General features: G+C 45.3%; 19 protein-coding genes. 11 read left to right on the top strand and 8 right to left on the bottom strand.

Annotated features, from left to right (window positions below):
* The first annotated feature begins 2 nt into the window (after window positions 1-2).
* The 9 genes from OCU90_RS24395 (at window position 3) to OCU90_RS24355 (ending at window position 6964) form a co-directional block, all read left to right on the top strand.
* Window positions 3-1274, top strand: coding sequence for an NAD(P)/FAD-dependent oxidoreductase (locus tag OCU90_RS24395; RefSeq protein ID WP_061021173.1), 1272 nt, complete (start codon window positions 3-5; stop codon window positions 1272-1274).
* Entirely contained in the window at window positions 1271-2077 is an 807-nt protein-coding gene (locus OCU90_RS24390; protein WP_061021170.1) for a DUF1365 domain-containing protein, read from the top strand. The genes OCU90_RS24395 and OCU90_RS24390 overlap by 4 nt, the downstream gene beginning before the upstream one ends.
* Window positions 2078-2195: 118 nt before the next feature.
* Complete coding sequence (locus tag OCU90_RS24385) at window positions 2196-3476, top strand: SAM-dependent methyltransferase (RefSeq protein WP_061021168.1); 1281 nt, start codon at window positions 2196-2198, stop codon at window positions 3474-3476.
* Entirely contained in the window at window positions 3454-3975 is a 522-nt protein-coding gene (locus tag OCU90_RS24380) for a DUF2878 domain-containing protein (RefSeq protein WP_017077071.1), read from the top strand. Before OCU90_RS24385 ends, OCU90_RS24380 begins: the two co-directional genes overlap by 23 nt.
* Window positions 3976-3978: 3 nt before the next feature.
* Window positions 3979-4566 carry a chalcone isomerase family protein gene (locus OCU90_RS24375; protein WP_061021166.1) on the top strand — a complete coding sequence of 196 codons (588 nt, stop codon included), beginning with the start codon at window positions 3979-3981 and terminating at the stop codon, window positions 4564-4566.
* Window positions 4563-5105, top strand: coding sequence for a DUF3833 domain-containing protein (locus tag OCU90_RS24370; protein ID WP_061021164.1), 543 nt, complete (start codon window positions 4563-4565; stop codon window positions 5103-5105). The genes OCU90_RS24375 and OCU90_RS24370 overlap by 4 nt, the downstream gene beginning before the upstream one ends.
* Window positions 5106-5435: 330 nt before the next feature.
* Window positions 5436-5699, top strand: coding sequence for a hypothetical protein (locus tag OCU90_RS24365; RefSeq protein WP_004732701.1), 264 nt, complete (start codon window positions 5436-5438; stop codon window positions 5697-5699).
* Window positions 5700-5937: 238 nt separating this feature from the next.
* Window positions 5938-6612 (top strand): SDR family NAD(P)-dependent oxidoreductase, encoded by a 675-nt coding sequence (locus OCU90_RS24360; RefSeq protein WP_061021160.1) that lies wholly within the window; start codon window positions 5938-5940, stop codon window positions 6610-6612.
* 112 nt (window positions 6613-6724) lie between these two features.
* Window positions 6725-6964, top strand: a complete 240-nt coding sequence (locus OCU90_RS24355; protein ID WP_004732698.1) for an RNA recognition motif domain-containing protein — start codon at window positions 6725-6727, stop codon at window positions 6962-6964.
* Between the two features lie 162 nt (window positions 6965-7126).
* Here the strand turns inward: OCU90_RS24355 and OCU90_RS24350 are convergent, their stop codons facing one another.
* From OCU90_RS24350 to OCU90_RS24315, 8 genes are all read right to left on the bottom strand, one after another.
* Window positions 7127-7471, bottom strand: coding sequence for a ribosome recycling factor family protein (locus tag OCU90_RS24350; protein WP_061021158.1), 345 nt, complete (start codon window positions 7469-7471; stop codon window positions 7127-7129).
* Window positions 7472-7646: 175 nt separating this feature from the next.
* Window positions 7647-8879: a MalY/PatB family protein gene (locus tag OCU90_RS24345; protein WP_061021156.1), complete on the bottom strand. Its 1233-nt coding sequence runs from the start codon at window positions 8877-8879 to the stop codon at window positions 7647-7649.
* 122 nt (window positions 8880-9001) lie between these two features.
* Window positions 9002-9469, bottom strand: a complete 468-nt coding sequence (locus tag OCU90_RS24340) for an OsmC family protein (RefSeq protein ID WP_061021153.1) — start codon at window positions 9467-9469, stop codon at window positions 9002-9004.
* A 29-nt stretch (window positions 9470-9498) separates the two neighbouring features.
* Complete coding sequence (locus OCU90_RS24335; protein WP_029226011.1) at window positions 9499-9891, bottom strand: GFA family protein; 393 nt, start codon at window positions 9889-9891, stop codon at window positions 9499-9501.
* A 181-nt stretch (window positions 9892-10072) separates the two neighbouring features.
* Window positions 10073-10864 carry a hypothetical protein gene (locus OCU90_RS24330; protein WP_061021150.1) on the bottom strand — a complete coding sequence of 264 codons (792 nt, stop codon included), beginning with the start codon at window positions 10862-10864 and terminating at the stop codon, window positions 10073-10075.
* The gene (locus OCU90_RS24325; protein WP_061021147.1) at window positions 10861-12423 is read right to left on the bottom strand and encodes an NAD(P)-binding protein; all 1563 of its coding nucleotides are present in this window, start codon (window positions 12421-12423) and stop codon (window positions 10861-10863) included. The genes OCU90_RS24330 and OCU90_RS24325 overlap by 4 nt, the downstream gene beginning before the upstream one ends.
* A gap of 14 nt (window positions 12424-12437) precedes the next feature.
* The gene (locus tag OCU90_RS24320; RefSeq protein WP_004732686.1) at window positions 12438-12842 is read right to left on the bottom strand and encodes a hypothetical protein; all 405 of its coding nucleotides are present in this window, start codon (window positions 12840-12842) and stop codon (window positions 12438-12440) included.
* A 627-nt stretch (window positions 12843-13469) separates the two neighbouring features.
* Entirely contained in the window at window positions 13470-14399 is a 930-nt protein-coding gene (locus tag OCU90_RS24315; RefSeq protein ID WP_061021145.1) for a LysR family transcriptional regulator, read from the bottom strand.
* Between the two features lie 173 nt (window positions 14400-14572).
* On the opposite strand from OCU90_RS24315, the gene OCU90_RS24310 reads away from it, so the two are divergent.
* Both OCU90_RS24310 and OCU90_RS24305 read left to right on the top strand, forming a co-directional pair.
* The gene (locus tag OCU90_RS24310; RefSeq protein ID WP_061021143.1) at window positions 14573-15256 is read left to right on the top strand and encodes an SDR family oxidoreductase; all 684 of its coding nucleotides are present in this window, start codon (window positions 14573-14575) and stop codon (window positions 15254-15256) included.
* A gap of 98 nt (window positions 15257-15354) precedes the next feature.
* Window positions 15355-16593, top strand: coding sequence for an MFS transporter (locus OCU90_RS24305; protein ID WP_061021142.1), 1239 nt, complete (start codon window positions 15355-15357; stop codon window positions 16591-16593).
* Window positions 16594-16607: the final 14 nt, after the last annotated feature.

The raw sequence follows: 16607 nt of genomic DNA, 5'->3' as shown, positions 1-16607 counted from the left end.
CAATGAAGAAAATCGCCATTATTGGGTCAGGTATCTCTGGACTCACTTGCGCACACATATTAGATAAGCACCACGACGTGACCGTATTCGAAAAGAACGATTATGTTGGGGGGCACACCGCCACCGTTGATATTGAACATCAAGGCTCGGCGTTTTCGATAGATACAGGTTTCATCGTATTCAACGATCGAACCTACCCGAATTTCAATCAGCTTCTAGAACAACTCGGTGTCGAAAGGCAACCGACTGAGATGAGTTTCAGCGTCCACAACACCACCACTAAATTCGAATACAACGGCCACAGCATCAACTCTCTGTTTGCTCAACGAAGTAATATTTTCAAACCTCAATTTTGGTCTTTAGTCTCTGACATTCTAAAGTTCAACAAACTGTGTAAGGCTCAGTTTGAAAGTAATGAATTCACACCAGACGTAACCCTTGGCAATTTCCTACGTGAAAACCAGTTTTCCGACTTTTTCAGCCAGCATTACATCCTACCGATGGGCGCAGCAATTTGGTCGACAAGCCTAGAGGAGATGGAAGAATTTGAGCTTAAATTCTTTATTCAATTCTTCTACAACCACGGGCTACTCGACATCGCGAACCGTCCACAATGGTATGTAATTCCTAAAGGGTCGCGTTCTTACGTTGAAATTATCCTTTCAGGTTTGAACAAATCCGTCGCTTTGAACACATCGATCAAACAAGTCACTCGCCATGAAGCGGGCATCACGATTGAATTTGAAGATGGCGCTACACAAGACTTCGACGAAGTGATATTTGCTTGTCACTCAGACCAAGCGTTACGTTTACTCGGCGATGCGACCGAGCAAGAGCAACAGGTTCTAGGCGAAATCCCATACAGCCGCAATGAAGTGGTTCTGCACACTGATACCCGATTGTTACCAGACAGAAAGCTTGCATGGGCAAGTTGGAACTACATGTTGGATGGCGACAGTAAACGACCTGCCTGTGTGACTTACAACATGAACATTCTGCAAGGCATCGAAAGCCAAGACACCTTCTGTGTCACCTTGAATCAAAGCGAAGCCATCGACCCAGAAAAAATCATTCGCAGCTTTGTTTATCATCACCCGGTACTTGACTCGAACACAGTCGAAGCTCAGCACAAGCGTGAGCAGATTTGTGGCAAAAACCAGACGCACTTCGCCGGCGCGTACTGGTACAACGGCTTCCATGAAGACGGTGTCCACAGTGCACTCGATGTGACCAAACGCTTCGGTTTAGATTTGAGTACGAGTTCAGCGCTATGAACAGTCAAACCCTGACATCCGAAATGGAGATCGCATCCGAAAAGAGTGAAGAGCTCAGCGGTATCTATTGGGGCAACGTCAGACACCGCCGCTTTGGCGACATCACTCATGAGTTTAGCTATCAGCTGTATATGATGGGGTTGGATCTTGATGAACTGCCCCAAACCACAGCGCGTAGTGCGCTGTTCGGAACTCGATGGTACAACCCGATTCGGTTTGTCGAATCGGATTATCTCGCTGAAAAAAAAGAAAATGTCACCACGTATGAACCAAAATCACTTAAGCAACGTATAGCTTCCAAAGTGCAACAACTTGGTGGGGTTTGGCCTGATTCAAACCGTGTGATGATGCTGGCTCAGTGCCGCTGTTTAGGCATCTACTTCAGCCCAATCAACTGTTTCTTCTGTTACGACGAAACTGGAGATTGTAAGTACATGTTGGCAGAAGTGAGTAACACGCCTTGGCGCCAACGACATTACTACCTGATCGACATGCACCAAGAATTAAAGGTTAAGAAAGAGTTTCACGTTTCGCCATTCATGGATTTGAATATGACTTATTTTTGGAAGATTAAGCCACCAGCGAAACGCACGTTAGTTCATATCGAAAGCCGCCGAGACGACAAGCTTTTCGATGCGACACTGGCTCTGACGAAACAGTCAGTAACCAAGACAAACATTAGACGAACGGTATTTAAGATTCCGGCGATGACGATGAAAGTCGTGATGGGCATTTATTATCAGGCTCTCAAATTATTCCTGAAAAAAGTACCGTTTGTGGGGCATCCAGACTCAACATCTTAAGTGTCTTCACAGCAACTAAATAATAGAACTCGACCCAAGCTTGGGTTCGCTCCAACTAAGGGGCACAACCCAGCTTAGTTGGCACAAAATATTAGAATGAGTTATCAGCGAGGTTTACATGGAACAGCTTGCCAAACAAAACAACAACATTGAACAACAAGCTAAATCCGTTGCTGTTTCAAGCAACTGTAAATATCGAGCTTTAATCTTTAAGGTTCTAGAAAGCCTGCAATTCGCGACGCTTGAGATTATTGAGCGCGATCAGCATTCGGTGTTCGGCGATCGAGAAGCAGACTTGAAAGGTAGAATCGTGATTCACGATGCAACCTTTTTTAGAGATGTCGTGATTGACGGCAGTATTGGAGCTTCCGAAGCCTACATTGACGGCAAATGGACAAGCCCAGACCTCACCAAAGTGATTCAAATAATGGCTCGAAATCAATCTCAACTCGACGAGCTTGACGATAAAACACAATGGATTTCTCGCATCAAAAACCTATTGCTGCGTCGTAAGAATGCCAACACCGAGCAAGGCTCTAAGCGAAATATTCTTGCTCACTACGATATTGGCAACGAACTGTACGAGCGCTTCTTAGACAGCTCGATGCAATACTCTTCCGCTATCTACAGCGAAGAAGCAGAAACCCTATCCAAAGCTCAGCAAAACAAAATGAAAACCATCTGTGAGCGATTAGAGTTGTCAGAGAACGATAACGTGGTCGAGATAGGCACAGGCTGGGGCGGATTAGCGATATTCATGGCACAGCACTACGGGTGCCACGTTACGACCACGACCATTTCAGATGCTCAGCACGAGCTGGCAGAACAGCGAGTCAAAGCGCTCGGCTTAACCGACAAGATCACTTTGCTTAAAGAAGATTACCGAAATCTGTCAGGCCAATACGACAAGTTGGTGTCTATCGAGATGATAGAAGCGGTTGGGCATGAGTATCTACAGACCTTCTTTGAGAAATGTTCTTCACTGTTGAAACCATCAGGCAAAATGCTGATTCAAGCGATTACCATTGCCGACAGTCGTTATGATAAATACCGCAAAGGCGTCGACTTTATTCAGAAGTACATCTTCCCCGGTGGTTGTTTACCTTCGGTAGCCGTGATGACTCAACACCTTGCCACCAGCACTGACCTTGTGGTTCAAGAAATCGATGACATCGGTCTACACTATGCTCGTACTCTTAACGACTGGAACGTTGCCTTTGAAAACAGTTGGGAAGAGTTAGAGTCTCTCGGCTATTCAGAAGAGTTTAAGCGCTTGTGGATCTTTTATTTCTGCTACTGTGAAGGTGCATTCAAAGAGCGCGTGATCAGTACTCATCACTTAGTTGCTAGAAAACCTCGTTACTTTGGAGCAAAAGATGAAACGGTTTTGGATTATTAATCTCGTTCTGTTTCAAGCGACCTGGGTTTGCAGCGCGTTCTTTACCGCGCAAGCCCCGTTCGTGGCGCCACTGATTGTGGCCGTTCACTTCCTTCTCTCCCCTACTCGCAGTAGCGATCTGAAAATACTCATTTTATTACCTTTGGGGCTATTGCTTGATAGCCTCTTACTGCACTTCGGCGTGTTTGCCGCCGACTCTGAAATTGCTAATCAATCGTGGTTCCCGGTGTGGCTTGTTTGCCTGTGGATCATGTTCTTAATCAGTTTTAACCACAGCCTAAATTGGCTTTTAAAATGCTCGAAAGTGATCTTGTTTGTCATAGGGTTCGTAGCAGGTACTAGTAGTTATTGGGGAGGCATCAAAGCAGGCGCCCTTCTGACAACTTGGCCAGACGCATCGGTGTTAGCTGCCCTTGCAATAAGTTGGGGGATTTTGTTGCCCTTACTGGTGGCCGCTTACTCCAACTTAGTACAACCCAAAATGGCAACAACGAGGTGACTTATGGCTTTTCCACGCAACCCTACGCAAGCGTTCAAATCTGAGAGCGATGTTAGTCGCGTTCGCACTCAAACAAGCGAGCAATCAAGAAACCGACTATTTAGCTTAGTCACCCTAACCCTTATTTGCGCAGCACTCCTTTTTACCGGGAATGCCAACGCTTCTGCTGTCGATGATTTAAACAAGCGTGGCCAAGGTGAGATGAGTTACTTATTTTGGACTTTGTATTCTGCAGAGTTCTACACCACTCCATCTAACTCTGAGCGTGCTTTGAAACTTGAGTACTACCGAGCAATTGACAGCAAAGACCTTGTAGACGCAACCAAAGACCAGTGGAGCAAACTTGGTTACTCCAACAACAATATCCAGCGTTGGTTGAAGCCTTTGTACGCAATGTGGCCCAACGTTGAGGAAGGCAGCACGCTGACTATCCGAGTTGCTGAAGACAACGTAAGTCGCTTCTATTTCGATGAGCAACCCATCGGCACCATCCAAGACAAGCAATTTGGTGAAGCCTTTCTCGCGATTTGGTTATCTGAAAACACATCTGAGCCCGGTCTACGCAAACAACTATTAGGTTTGAACAAATGAATCCAAAAACAACAATAACAAAATTTGCTTTGGCACTGTTTTCACTCACTTGGCTAGCGGGTTGTGGCTCTGCAAGTTTAGAAAACCACGTAGATACTACGCCAGAGCTCAAGCTTGAAACCTTTTTCAATGGCGAGCTAATGGCTTACGGGATGGTACTCGACCGCTCTGGTAACCTATTACGCCGTTTTGACGCTAAGCTTGTCGCGACTTGGGACGGTGACAAAGGAGAAATCAAAGAGTGGTTCTCTTTTGCTGATGGCGAGCGCTCAACACGTGTTTGGAACCTAATAAAAACCGGCGAAAACACCTATTCGGGCACAGCTAATGATGTAGTCGGTACCGCTTATGGCGAGACTCTAGGTTCTGCTCTGTATTGGAAATATGACTTAGAAATCGAAGTCGACGGCAGCACCTATGAGGTCGTATTAGACGACTGGATGTTCTTGATGGACGACAAACGCTTGTTCAACAAAACTGAGATGTCTAAATTTGGGTTTAAAGTAGGCGAAGTGATCTTATATATCGAGAAGATTTAATTTAACCTCTCTTTCCTGTTCCCATTTTCATCAGCGGTAACCGTTACCCCGAAAGACACTTTCAGCCCACCATATAATCTCATCCCGCAAACAATCTCAGCCCACAATGCAATCTCAACCCACAACAGAAAATTGTGGGTTGCTCTGCTTAATCCCTCGAATAGCATACCTGCATGCTCAAGCCTTTGTGCTAAGATGCGCCACCAGCATACAAATGGGCTAAACTCAGTTGAGCGGATGTGATACACAGTTCCACCAATTCAGAGCACTTCCCCGTTGTTTCGCTAAGCGTAGATTCCCTACCATGAATAATTGAAAAGGCTTTAAAGCATGAGCAAGTTGACCTCAGCGGAGCGTAAAGCTCGCGACAATGAACGTTTCTCACAACGTGTAAACGACCGCAGAGAAAAAGGCGAAGACGTAGTTGCTTACGCACTGACTAACAAGAAAGCTGTAAAATTTCTGACTAAGTCGGAAAAGAAACGCTTCAATGAAGCAAAAGTCATTCGCCAAGAAGAACAGCGAGTGAAAGATCAAGAAGAACTCAACAGAATCGAAGACTCATTCACGACCAAACAGTTCGACGAAGAGTAATCTGATTTCAAAAGCGCTGGCTCTATGCCGGCGCTTTTACCTTTATGCGCTTTACCTTTAGGCATTTTTTCCTTTCTGCTTATCTTGTTATCTTGTTATCTTCCTATCTTCCTACGACTTTCTCAAACCTCTGTTTTATCGATCTTGCTCATGGATCTCTGCATCTTGGTCTTAGATCTCAGCAAACAGGTATTCAAAGCCTTACTATCTCGATTCAATTCAATAATTCCGAGTCACCATGATTTTAATCACCGGATCAAGCAGCGGTTTAGGCGCAGCTTTAGCCAAGCAATATGCGAACACATCGAACAGCCGTCAGCGCTTAATGATCACTGGCCGCAGCTCCCAACGTTTAGCTGAATTAGCAAAAAGCCTGCCAGCGAATACTGTTAGCCAAGCCTGTGACTTGTGTGATCCACAATCAGTGAGCGAGTTATTGGATGCGTTGCCTGAAACACCAAAGCTGGTGGTTCATAGCGCAGGCAGTGGGTACTTCGGTAAAATTGAACAACAAGATCCCGCCGCCATCAGCTACATGCTGAAAAACAACATCGAGTCTTCCATCTTTTTGATTCGCGAGCTTGTGCAGCGCTACAAAGATCAACCCGTCACCATTGCTGTTGTGATGTCGACCGCGGCTCAAGGCGCTAAAGCAGAAGAGTCTACTTACTGCGCAGCCAAATGGGCAGTAAAAGGCTTTATCGAATCGGTCAGGTTGGAGCTCAAAGGTCACCCGATGAAAATCGTTGCGGTTTATCCCGGAGGAATGGCAACCGAGTTTTGGGGAACCAGCGGCAAAGCAATGGATACTTCAAGCTTTATGACCGCTCAAGAAGCCGCTCAAATGCTGCAGCAGGCGTTAACCAGCACCGAGCATGGATATGTGTCAGATATCACGATAAACCGCGGTTAACGGCTAATGAGAGCAGCGAACAGGTAAACCGAGCTATTCCGCTAATTATTTGTGAGGGTGAGCACGAAAGTGTGCGACAATGCTCAGCGTAAATTCATATTCAAGGTTTATTATGAAACTTCTAGTTCGTAACCTATCGCGCTCTACTGCAGAGCAAGACATCCGTGTTCTATTTTCTGAGTTCGGCTCAGTAAAAGAGTGCAGCCTAGTTTTAGACCAAGAAACTGGCGAATCTAAAGGCTTTGCATTTGTTGAAATGCCAGAGCACGAAGAAGCTAAAGCGGCACTAAACAAGCTGAACTTGTCAAAGCTTGGCAAAAACACGATTCGTGTAAAAGTAGCTAACTCTTAATCGAGTAAACGCTTTATAAGCCACATGGCTTAGCTTAAGCAGCACAAGCACAGATGATAAAGCCCGTAACGATATTGCGCTGAAAAACGTAATATCGTTACGGGTTTTTTGCTGCTCGCGATTCTCTTTTCACAACACGACCGACTCACTTATAGTTTACACTTACAACCCTTCATGCTCATCAATGGCACACCTTGCCTCTACCATTGAACATCCAGATTCCATCACCAGTTGAGCGACGGTCATGGAGGGTGTCGCGGCCAGCAGAGATGCCAAACACACCACAGGTTTAGGCAGCACTTTGTCGATTGCGATTGCTATCCAACCGTCTTTTTCGTGAGTTAACATCGTTTTAAATTCAACGAGTTGATGCTCTTGAGCGACCAACAGCCAATTGCGCGAACGACGAACTCGCTTCAACTGGCATCCACATTCTGCAGCATGCGCCATCACTTGGCTTTTATCACTCACACGATGTACAAAACTATTCAGTGGGACGCTAAACATAACTCTCTGCTAACCAATCTATTCCTACCATTCAAGAGATCGCTACCTATCTCTCAGTACTTTCTAACTGTCACTCAATAAAACCATACGTAGGATTACACAGACATAAAAAAACCGCCAGTGATGCACTAAGCAGCCTCGCGGTTTTTCGTTCTTTAGAGCCTAACGCTCGATATCAGCAGCAGCTTTTTGAAGCGCCGCTATCACAACAAGCTGAACGAGTCTGACTTCCTCGCTCAAAACCATCAATCGCGTCCGCTAAAGCCGTAAATGATTGCTCGATATTATCGCGTGACGTCGCGATGTTCATTCGCATGAAGTTAGGGCTTTGCGCACCAAACCAACCTCCTGGGGTTAAGCCCATTTTAGCCTGCTCAAACACCACATTTTTTAGCTCTTCTTCCGAAAAATCCAAGCCTGAGAAATCAAACCACACTTGGTAAGTGCCTTGCGGCTGGAAGACTTTTAACTGAGGAATGCGCTGCTCCGCAAACTCAGTGATCCATTTCACCGTGTCTTGCAAATACACCAACATGCCATCTAGCCACTCTCCACCTTTCTCAAAGGCCGCCACGGTTGCAAACGTACTGAACGCATTACCATGATCCAGATACATCGCCACCACATTGGTTTTGAACGCTTCAAATAACTCATGATCGTTGGTGTACACATAGCCATTTGAGATGCTGTGCATACCGAAGGTTTTCGCCGGAGAGCCAATCAAGGCAATGACCTTGTCGTAATCAAAGCTGGTTAAGCTCGTAAAAGAATGACCTTCAAAAATAATGTCGGAGTGGACTTCGTCGCTGATGATCAACACATCGTGGCGCTTGGCGATTTCGATGACTTGTTCAATTTCTTGAGGTGTCCACACTCGTCCAGTTGGGTTGTGCGGATTGCAGAAAATCATCGTCTTCACTTGTTGGTCGATGATCTGTTGCTCCATACCAGCAAAATCAATCTGATAACTCTGTCCGTCATTAATCAACGGGCTATTCACGACCTGACGACCTGCTTTGTTCACCAAATTAGCGAACTGATGGTAAGCCGGCGTATGAATAAGCACACCATCACCCTCATTAGTAAACTGGCGCAGTAACAACGCGATGCCTGGTAACACTCCCGGAACCTGTACGAACTTGTCAGAAGACAGGCTTAAACCATGACGCTTTGAATACCATTGAGATAGCGCCTCAAACACCGCCTGTTCATTGAACTCATACGAGTACACTCCACGCTCAACCAAACGACTCAGCTCTTGAGTGATCGGTTCGGCTACCTGAAAATCCATGTCGGCTACCCAGTAAGGAAATACATCGACAGTATTGTAAATGCTCTCTAGCATCTCTGGTTTGCTTTTGATAAACGCATGTTCACCGTAATTCGATGCACTGTTAAACGCTGTCATGGAGGGTTCCTCAAATAGTGTGCTTGGTTCTTTTGCAATCAACTGGATTGCCTGAATACCCTTAAGACGATGACAAGGCTCAAAAGACGAAGCTTCCAAAGAAATCTTGTGACTAATTTAAATTAATCTCGCATCTCGACCTTTATCTCAGTCTTGACCGAGTTCGCGATAAAGCAGTTTTTGTGCGCCAAATGATGCAGTTTGTCGAGTTGTTTAGCAGTTGGTATCTTAATGCCCGAAAACACAATGTCAGGTCGCAGAGTCACCTTAGTGACAGATGAGCGACCGGATTCATCTTCTTCCAGTACACCAATCGCATCATCCACGTAAGAGTCGATCACGTACTTCTGCTTTGCAGCAATGCCCAAAAACGTCAGCATATGGCAGCTAGAAAGTGCCGCGATAAAGGCTTCTTCCGGGTCAACATTCGCTTCCACCGAAAACGGCAGTGGCACAACATGAGGAGAAGACGAAGCAGGTACAGTGACACCACCATCGAACTCCCACGTATGACCGCGACTGTATTGGTTGTCGCTAAAGGCTTCATCTTCCGCTTTTTGCCAGCGAATGACCGCTCCATATTCAGACATAATTAATCCCTTTTATATTGTGTAACGACTTAGCGATCAGCAGGGTGATTAACGCCATCATTGGTCACCACATCGCCAATATCAAACGGGTTCACCCCTTCCAAGCAACCGATGTTAAAACCGTATTCATTTGGACTTGAGCGGCGTTGGTGATGGGTATAGATACCGCAGTTTGAGCAGAAGTAATGCTTCGCGGTGTTGGTATTGAATTGATAAAGCTTAAGATGCTCCGCACCTTTGAGGATCTTGATGCCATCCAGCGCAACAGAGCCCACAATCGCCCCTCTACGACGGCAAATAGAACAATCACAACGACGTGGTTTTTCTATCCCGTTAGGTAAGCTGAGCTCTAATTCAACTGCACCACAATGGCAGGTTGCCTTGTGAAAAGGTTTGATAACCGTGTTACCGACGACTTTCATTTCTATCTCCAATCACATCCTTATGTTGGTCGTATCATAACCAGTTCAATGTTCTCTGTCCGTAGCCGGGTGTTGAGTTCGAGAGATACGTCATGGGTTGAGAGAGGTGCCTCGGAATGGCGTGGAGAGTTTGAGGCAAGTTAAACACCCACGTCATTCCATATTGAAAAACGGAACCAATTTACATAAAGAAAATTCCGAGATAAGTGATAACAACGACACCCAGAATCAGTCCAGAGAGCGTCTTACTAATTATTGGCAATTGAATAAATCCGCTCAATCGATTTGATACAGCAAAGTCCCTCCCTCCCCAATCTAAACGCTTAAAATCGAAACATAAGCTGAGAAACAGAAGGTGGCAGGCTGTCACGATACGAGCATGGAAAAAATCCTCCGCACCCATCGCTATCATAAAGGATGCAATATGGCAGATAGCGAGAGTAAGTTTCGGCAAAACTGAGCGATACTCCACCAACAGCAATTGAATTAACCAAAAGCCATAAATCACTTTTAATTGCCAAGGAACCACTTCACCAAATAAGAGAATCTTGCCCTCTCCTAACAGCAAGGTTTGTTCACCCGTATATACCCAATACGCAATTGTCGCCGTAAGCACCATCGAGATAAACATCGACAGGTAGGCCTGTTTTTTGAGTTGCACCAATACAAAACCAACAGACTGGACGCCAAAAAACACGACCAAACCTTTATCGACATACTCGACACTCACCCACTGACTCACCACCATAAAACACAGTAGGTTAAACCCCATTTCGAGACCAAGGATTCGCTTTATCTCACTGGCGTTTTCGACTGGTTTTGTCAACGGCCAGAACAACACAGGCAAAACTAAAGTCAGAGCTAGTGCAAGCCAAATCGAGCTTTGCACAAGCAGATAGAAGCCACTGCCGTACACTAGGAAAATAAGTAAAAATAGCCCGGATGATAAAGGTGAATAGACACTTGATTTCATCGACGCTCCTCGCGTTCAGAAGAGACACGCTCAACCAGATCTGCAGCACATAGATTGGCAGTTTCAATGCATCGTTCCAGCGTGACGGGGACTCGCCAAGTTTGTCTTGGATCAGACAGATACTCACCGCTAAAAAAGACGTTAGAAAAGTTATTCATCGTTGTTGATAGCGAATTCTGAGCTGTTGGCTGAGTTAATGCGTGTTGCAGGATCCAATAACGGGATTGCCCACGCTCATTGGTCACCACATCACCACAAAAGTAATCAGAATATAAGGTTTCCAATTCTTGAGGTGTCACCATTTTCGCACCAAGGCCAACTCTGAAACCTTGATAAGCAGAATGATCGAGTAAATCTAATTGCCCAAAAAGCTGGAACAGTAATTCATCTTTTACCTGCTTCTCTGTACAAGACAACATCGGCTTTTGGTAAAGGAGGCCGAGCGCCTTATCAAGATCGGTCGCTGTTACCGATAGGCATGTCACCTCTCCTTCAGACGTACTTCGAGTCGTCACGTGATAACTCAATCCCCAAGGAGAATCGAGAACTAATCCCACCGTCCTATTCTTCAATACCGAAGGGACTTGAGAGAAATAGAACTGAAACCCGTGGCTCAGTACATACTCATAATTTAATACTGAACTGATCTCTGAGAATAAAGATTTGATAACGTGAGCGGGAAGCGCGAAGACGTAATAATCAGCTAAGACACGACAATCATTATGTAGCTGCACACTATCAATCCGAGTTCGTTTTTTATTGGGATAAATGGCTTTGACTTTGTAGCCTAAGTGAAATTTAACGCCTTGCTTTTTAAGATGGTGAGTCAACGGATTAATAAGCGCATCACTAATCGGTTCTTTCATTCCCAAACTGTACGCGTCGGGGGCAGAGGCATGCAGTCCTCCATCTTTATTGTTGAGCAAATCCAAAATTGCCAATGCTGGCGTATCATCGGTAGCTCCAATCCAACCTAATAAGACCGAACGAAGGAAATCGGCAAGTCTAGGCCTAGACTCATAAGCAAAAAACTCACTAACAGGAACCCCCAGCAACTCCTCCATAGAATACGGTTTCTGTAGCCTTTGCTTGAACCAAAGCGTGTCCTTTATGGGTACTTGAGCATAAAGCATTGAATAAGCAGACTTTGCGTCGTCCCATAGCTTTTCAAAACGGGAAAAGTACCCGCGTTGAAACTGTATCGTCTTATTATTTTGCGCCCAAGAAAACTGAACCATATTCTGGGGATATAGTGAATCTAAACAATTGCCAGACTCACTAGGAACCTCTTTAAGGAAGTTTATCAAGTTGTAGTTTTTGGCGAAAAACTGTCGATGAGTAAGCTCATGAACCACGCCTCCCTCATCCACCGTTCCGACACATTTTCCTCCGGTGTAGAGCTCCTTATCGTAAACAGCCACATCGAAGCCTTGTTTTACACAATTATGAGCCACTGCTAAGCCAGAAATCCCAGCACCGAAAATGGCAACTTTGGCCCGCGTGGGGCCGGTGCTAGCACCGACCTCACTTTCACTCTCATTTACATAATGACAGGTCATGTTTTCTCCTTAAACTATCGGTTAAAGATGACATGATTCGCGAGTTCTAAACGATATAGGTCGTGATTCGGAAGCTGATTTAATACCGGGTTGATGTCTAACTCAAACGGACTATTAGCCAGTGAACGACACATAATTAGATCATCCCCAACAATCATCACTTTCGGTGTCGCCCCCTCCCAGACAAGTTGTGCCGATAGGTTTAGATCACTGATATTAATTCCGCAATCGTAAGTGCGAGAATGCAAAATACCATTTTCTATTTCGTACCCACCAACTAACGCGATTGGATGCTGAACGGTCGGAAAGACAATCGCCTCATTCACCTCAGTAGCTTGTTGAGTTGGGAAAGTTATAGCGTCTTCGGCGTGAACAAAAGAAGCAGCAAGAAGGGTCACGAAGCCAAGAACGTTTTTCATTATATTTCTCCATTATTATATTTATTAGCGGGAATGTTCCCAAACGAGAATCTATCTCAAATTCGATGTCACAACTATTGGCTTATGTATTTTAATTCTGTGAGAGATGCACCATTGATAGGAAAGGCGTCGAAAAATAAAAAACTGATAAATATTAGAGGGTTAAATAGATAAAAAAGACAACAAATGACCAGTTGGGTAGAAAAAGAGAGCTACGCGAATTTATTTGATATCGTGATTTATTTAGGTTCTGGATGAGGGGATTGATAAACCTAAGTAATTACATACGCTTTAAATCATAAAAAGCTCAAATAACGATTCAAAGGCTGCCTTACTAACATATTGATTATTAATATTTTATAAAGCAGGGCGATCTCTCACCTAAACTTGAGAGAAGACAACTTGACCTTTCCTTCCAACTTCAATTTTCAGCGGTTAAAAGGGGGCATACATGCGCTACTGTGTTCAATGTGGATGAAACACGATCGCGTGACGAACAGAGAAGAATGGTGTCATCTACGATGAAGAGGTCTTTTCACTGACAGACCTCTCATCATAAACATTTGCCGCCAGACAAAGCTGGCCATCATTGGGGCTTCACTATTGATAAATTAACAATAATTGTTCTCAGCCTGACCTCTCGACCAAACCACTGAAGTGCTCAAGAAGATAATCCAAAAACAGTCGGATACGCTTCGGCTGATATTTCTTGCTGATGTACACCACATTCAAGTCGGCACTCGACACCGACATCGCGGTATTGAAGTTTTTCATGTAGCCATTAAGCAGAGTCACAAGGCGTTGGTTATTGATGTCGTCTTGTACATCCAGCACCGATTTAAGCGCAATACCCTCACCTTTTAATGCCCAGTACCGAATCACTTCACCATCATCTGAAAATCGCTTCGGCACAACCGTCACCGACTTCTTCATATCATTATCTTGGAAGTGCCATGTCTTGAGCTCTTCATTACTGCGCAGCATCGCCAAGCAGTCGTGCTCAACCAAGTCTTGTGGTGTTAACGGTGTTCCATGTTTAGCGAGGTATTCAGGGGAAGCACACAGCACACGGCGGCTTGGCGACAAACGTCTGGATATCAAACTACTGTCGACCAGTTCACCATAACGAATCACGATATCCATGCCAGATTCGGCAATGTTCGAGAGGTTATCGTTCAAATATAGGTAAGGAATAACGTCCGGATACTGCTGACAAAATTCCGAAAGAATAGGAAGAATGTACTGTTTTCCGATGTCTTTTGGCGCGGCGATTTTTAACGAGCCTTTGACCTCTTTGACGCCATTTTGAATCAGATTTTCGGCCTCACTGACGTTATCCAATATCTCCAGACACGCCTTGTGATACAGCTCCCCAGAGTCAGTTAAAGACACATGTCTTGTGCTTCGATTCAGCAGCTTCACACCATAACGCTCTTCCAACGCCTGAAGCCTTGCTGTCATGGTCGCAGGAGAAAGCCCTAACTCTCGCCCCGCCGCCGCTAACCCGTGATGCTTAACAATACTGACGAACATCGCCATATCTGAAAACTTATCCATACGATTCTCGCTTCCACCTCTTCGTCTTACTTCTCGATCTTAATGCTCGATTTGAATACTCAGTCACACTATTCAGATTAACCGAATAATGAATTTATATTTTAACCAATTATCAAATTTAGTCGAATAAATATAATGGCAAACATCAACAGAACAACGCAGGAATTCAGAGCATGACTAACGAATCGACTAAACAAGAGAAACACACTTTCGTCATCATTGGTGGCACATCAGGTATCGGCAAAGCACTAGCGATGCAACTAAGAAACGAGAACAACACGGTACATATTGCCAGCCGACACACAGGCGTTGATATCACCGATGAAAAGTCGATTTGTGAATACTTCGAATCGATTGGCGTGTTTGACCACTTAGTCGTAACCGCTGGCTCATCCGCTCCCGCAGGAAAAGTAACAGACGTAGCAACCGCAGACGCTAAGACAGCTTTTAACACTAAGTTTTGGGGCAGCTTAAACGTAGCCAAACATGCCGCTCGTTACATGACACCAAACGGGTCTATCACCTTCACAACTGGCATGTTGTCACGCAAGGTTGTGGCAGGCACTTACGTAAAAACCGCCATCAACGCCGCACTAGAAAGCGTAACCAAAATACTGGCGAAAGAGCTATCCCCCATTCGAGTCAATGCAGTTAGCCCCGGCCTGACCATGACAGAAGCCTACAAAAACATGGACGATTCCGCTCGTGCAAACATGTACGACAACGCCAAAAACAACCTACCCGCAGGTAAGGTTGGCGAGCCTTCAGAGATAGCCATGGGTTACCTGTTCGCAATTAATAACCCATACGTCACAGGGTCAATCATCGACATCGATGGCGGCGCTCTACTCGGCTAACACTCCGCAAAGAAGCAAAGAAGCAAAGACATAAAGAACAATCGTTAGGGCGTGTATCTCACGTCCTAACAAACAAGAATTTACATAGGTAGATCATCATGAAACAAGAAACCGTCAACCAAGAAACTATCCATAAAGAAACTACCCATAAAGAAAAGATTCCATTCCAAGTTTGGATACTGACACTCGCTGCATTTGCAATCGGCACGGCTGAGTTTGTTATCGCAGGCATTCTTCCACAGATCGCCACATCACTTTCAATCACAGAAGGCCAAGCTGGCTACCTTATCAGTGCTTACGCGTTGGCTATCGTTATCGGTGGACCGATCTTAACCATCTACCTTGCTCGCTTTAACAAGAAGATGGTGCTTATTGGCTTAATGGCACTGTTCATCATCGGTAATGTCTTATCAGCCCTTGCTCCTAGCTACCCACTTCTACTTGCCAGCCGTGTTATCGCAGGTTTAGTGCAAGGCCCTTTTTATGGTATCGGTGCGGTTGTTGCAACCAACTTAGTGTCTGAAAAAATGGCAGGTCGTGCCGTTGGCCAAATGTTCGCAGGCTTAACACTCGCTAACGTTCTTGGCGTTCCAGCGGGTACATGGGTCAGCTTACAATTCGGCTGGCACACTACTTTCTTTACCGTGGCAGCACTTGGCACTATCGCGATGCTTGCCATTCTGACTTCGATTAAATCGACCGGTCACAGTGAAGCGAAGGACATCAAAACTCAGCTTCTAGCGTTCAAAAATCCAATGTTACTGATCAGCTTAGCAATCACCGCTTTTGCTTGGTCTGGCTTCATGACGCTTTACGGCTACCTTGCGCCAATCGCCATGCACATCACGGGTTACGGTCAAGAATCAGTAACTTGGATCTTAGTGATTGTTGGTGTCGGCTTAATCATCGGTAACACCTTGGGCGGACGCTCTTCAGATAAAAACCTAGGCAAAGCTTCAATGTTTTGGGCTGTCGCAATGATCGTGTCATTGGTGGTGGTTGGCCTTGTGGTAGACAACAAAATCCTCTTCGTTGCAGCTGCATTTGTCTTTGGTATTGCATCATTTGCGAACGTTCCTGCTATGCAGCTTCGAGTAATGAACCACGGTGGCGAAGGCCAAGAACTAGCAGCAACCGCGAATATCTCAGCCTTTAATTTAGCCAATGCTTTCGGTGGTTTCCTAGGCGGCATGGTACTCGACAGCCAACTAGGCGCAGGCATGATTCCATTCGCGGCCGTTGTTGTCCCTGTGATTGGGTTGCTGCTTATTACGAAAGCCAACCGAGCTGAAAAGCCACAAAACGACTCTATCTTCAGCCCTGCGGAATCGAAGTAATGACCACCGCACGC

The organism is Vibrio splendidus, assembly GCF_024347615.1.
Classification (GTDB): domain Bacteria; phylum Pseudomonadota; class Gammaproteobacteria; order Enterobacterales; family Vibrionaceae; genus Vibrio; species Vibrio splendidus.
The sequence above is the reverse complement of the archived record's forward strand: the minus strand, read 5'-3'. Positions and strand labels throughout refer to the sequence as shown.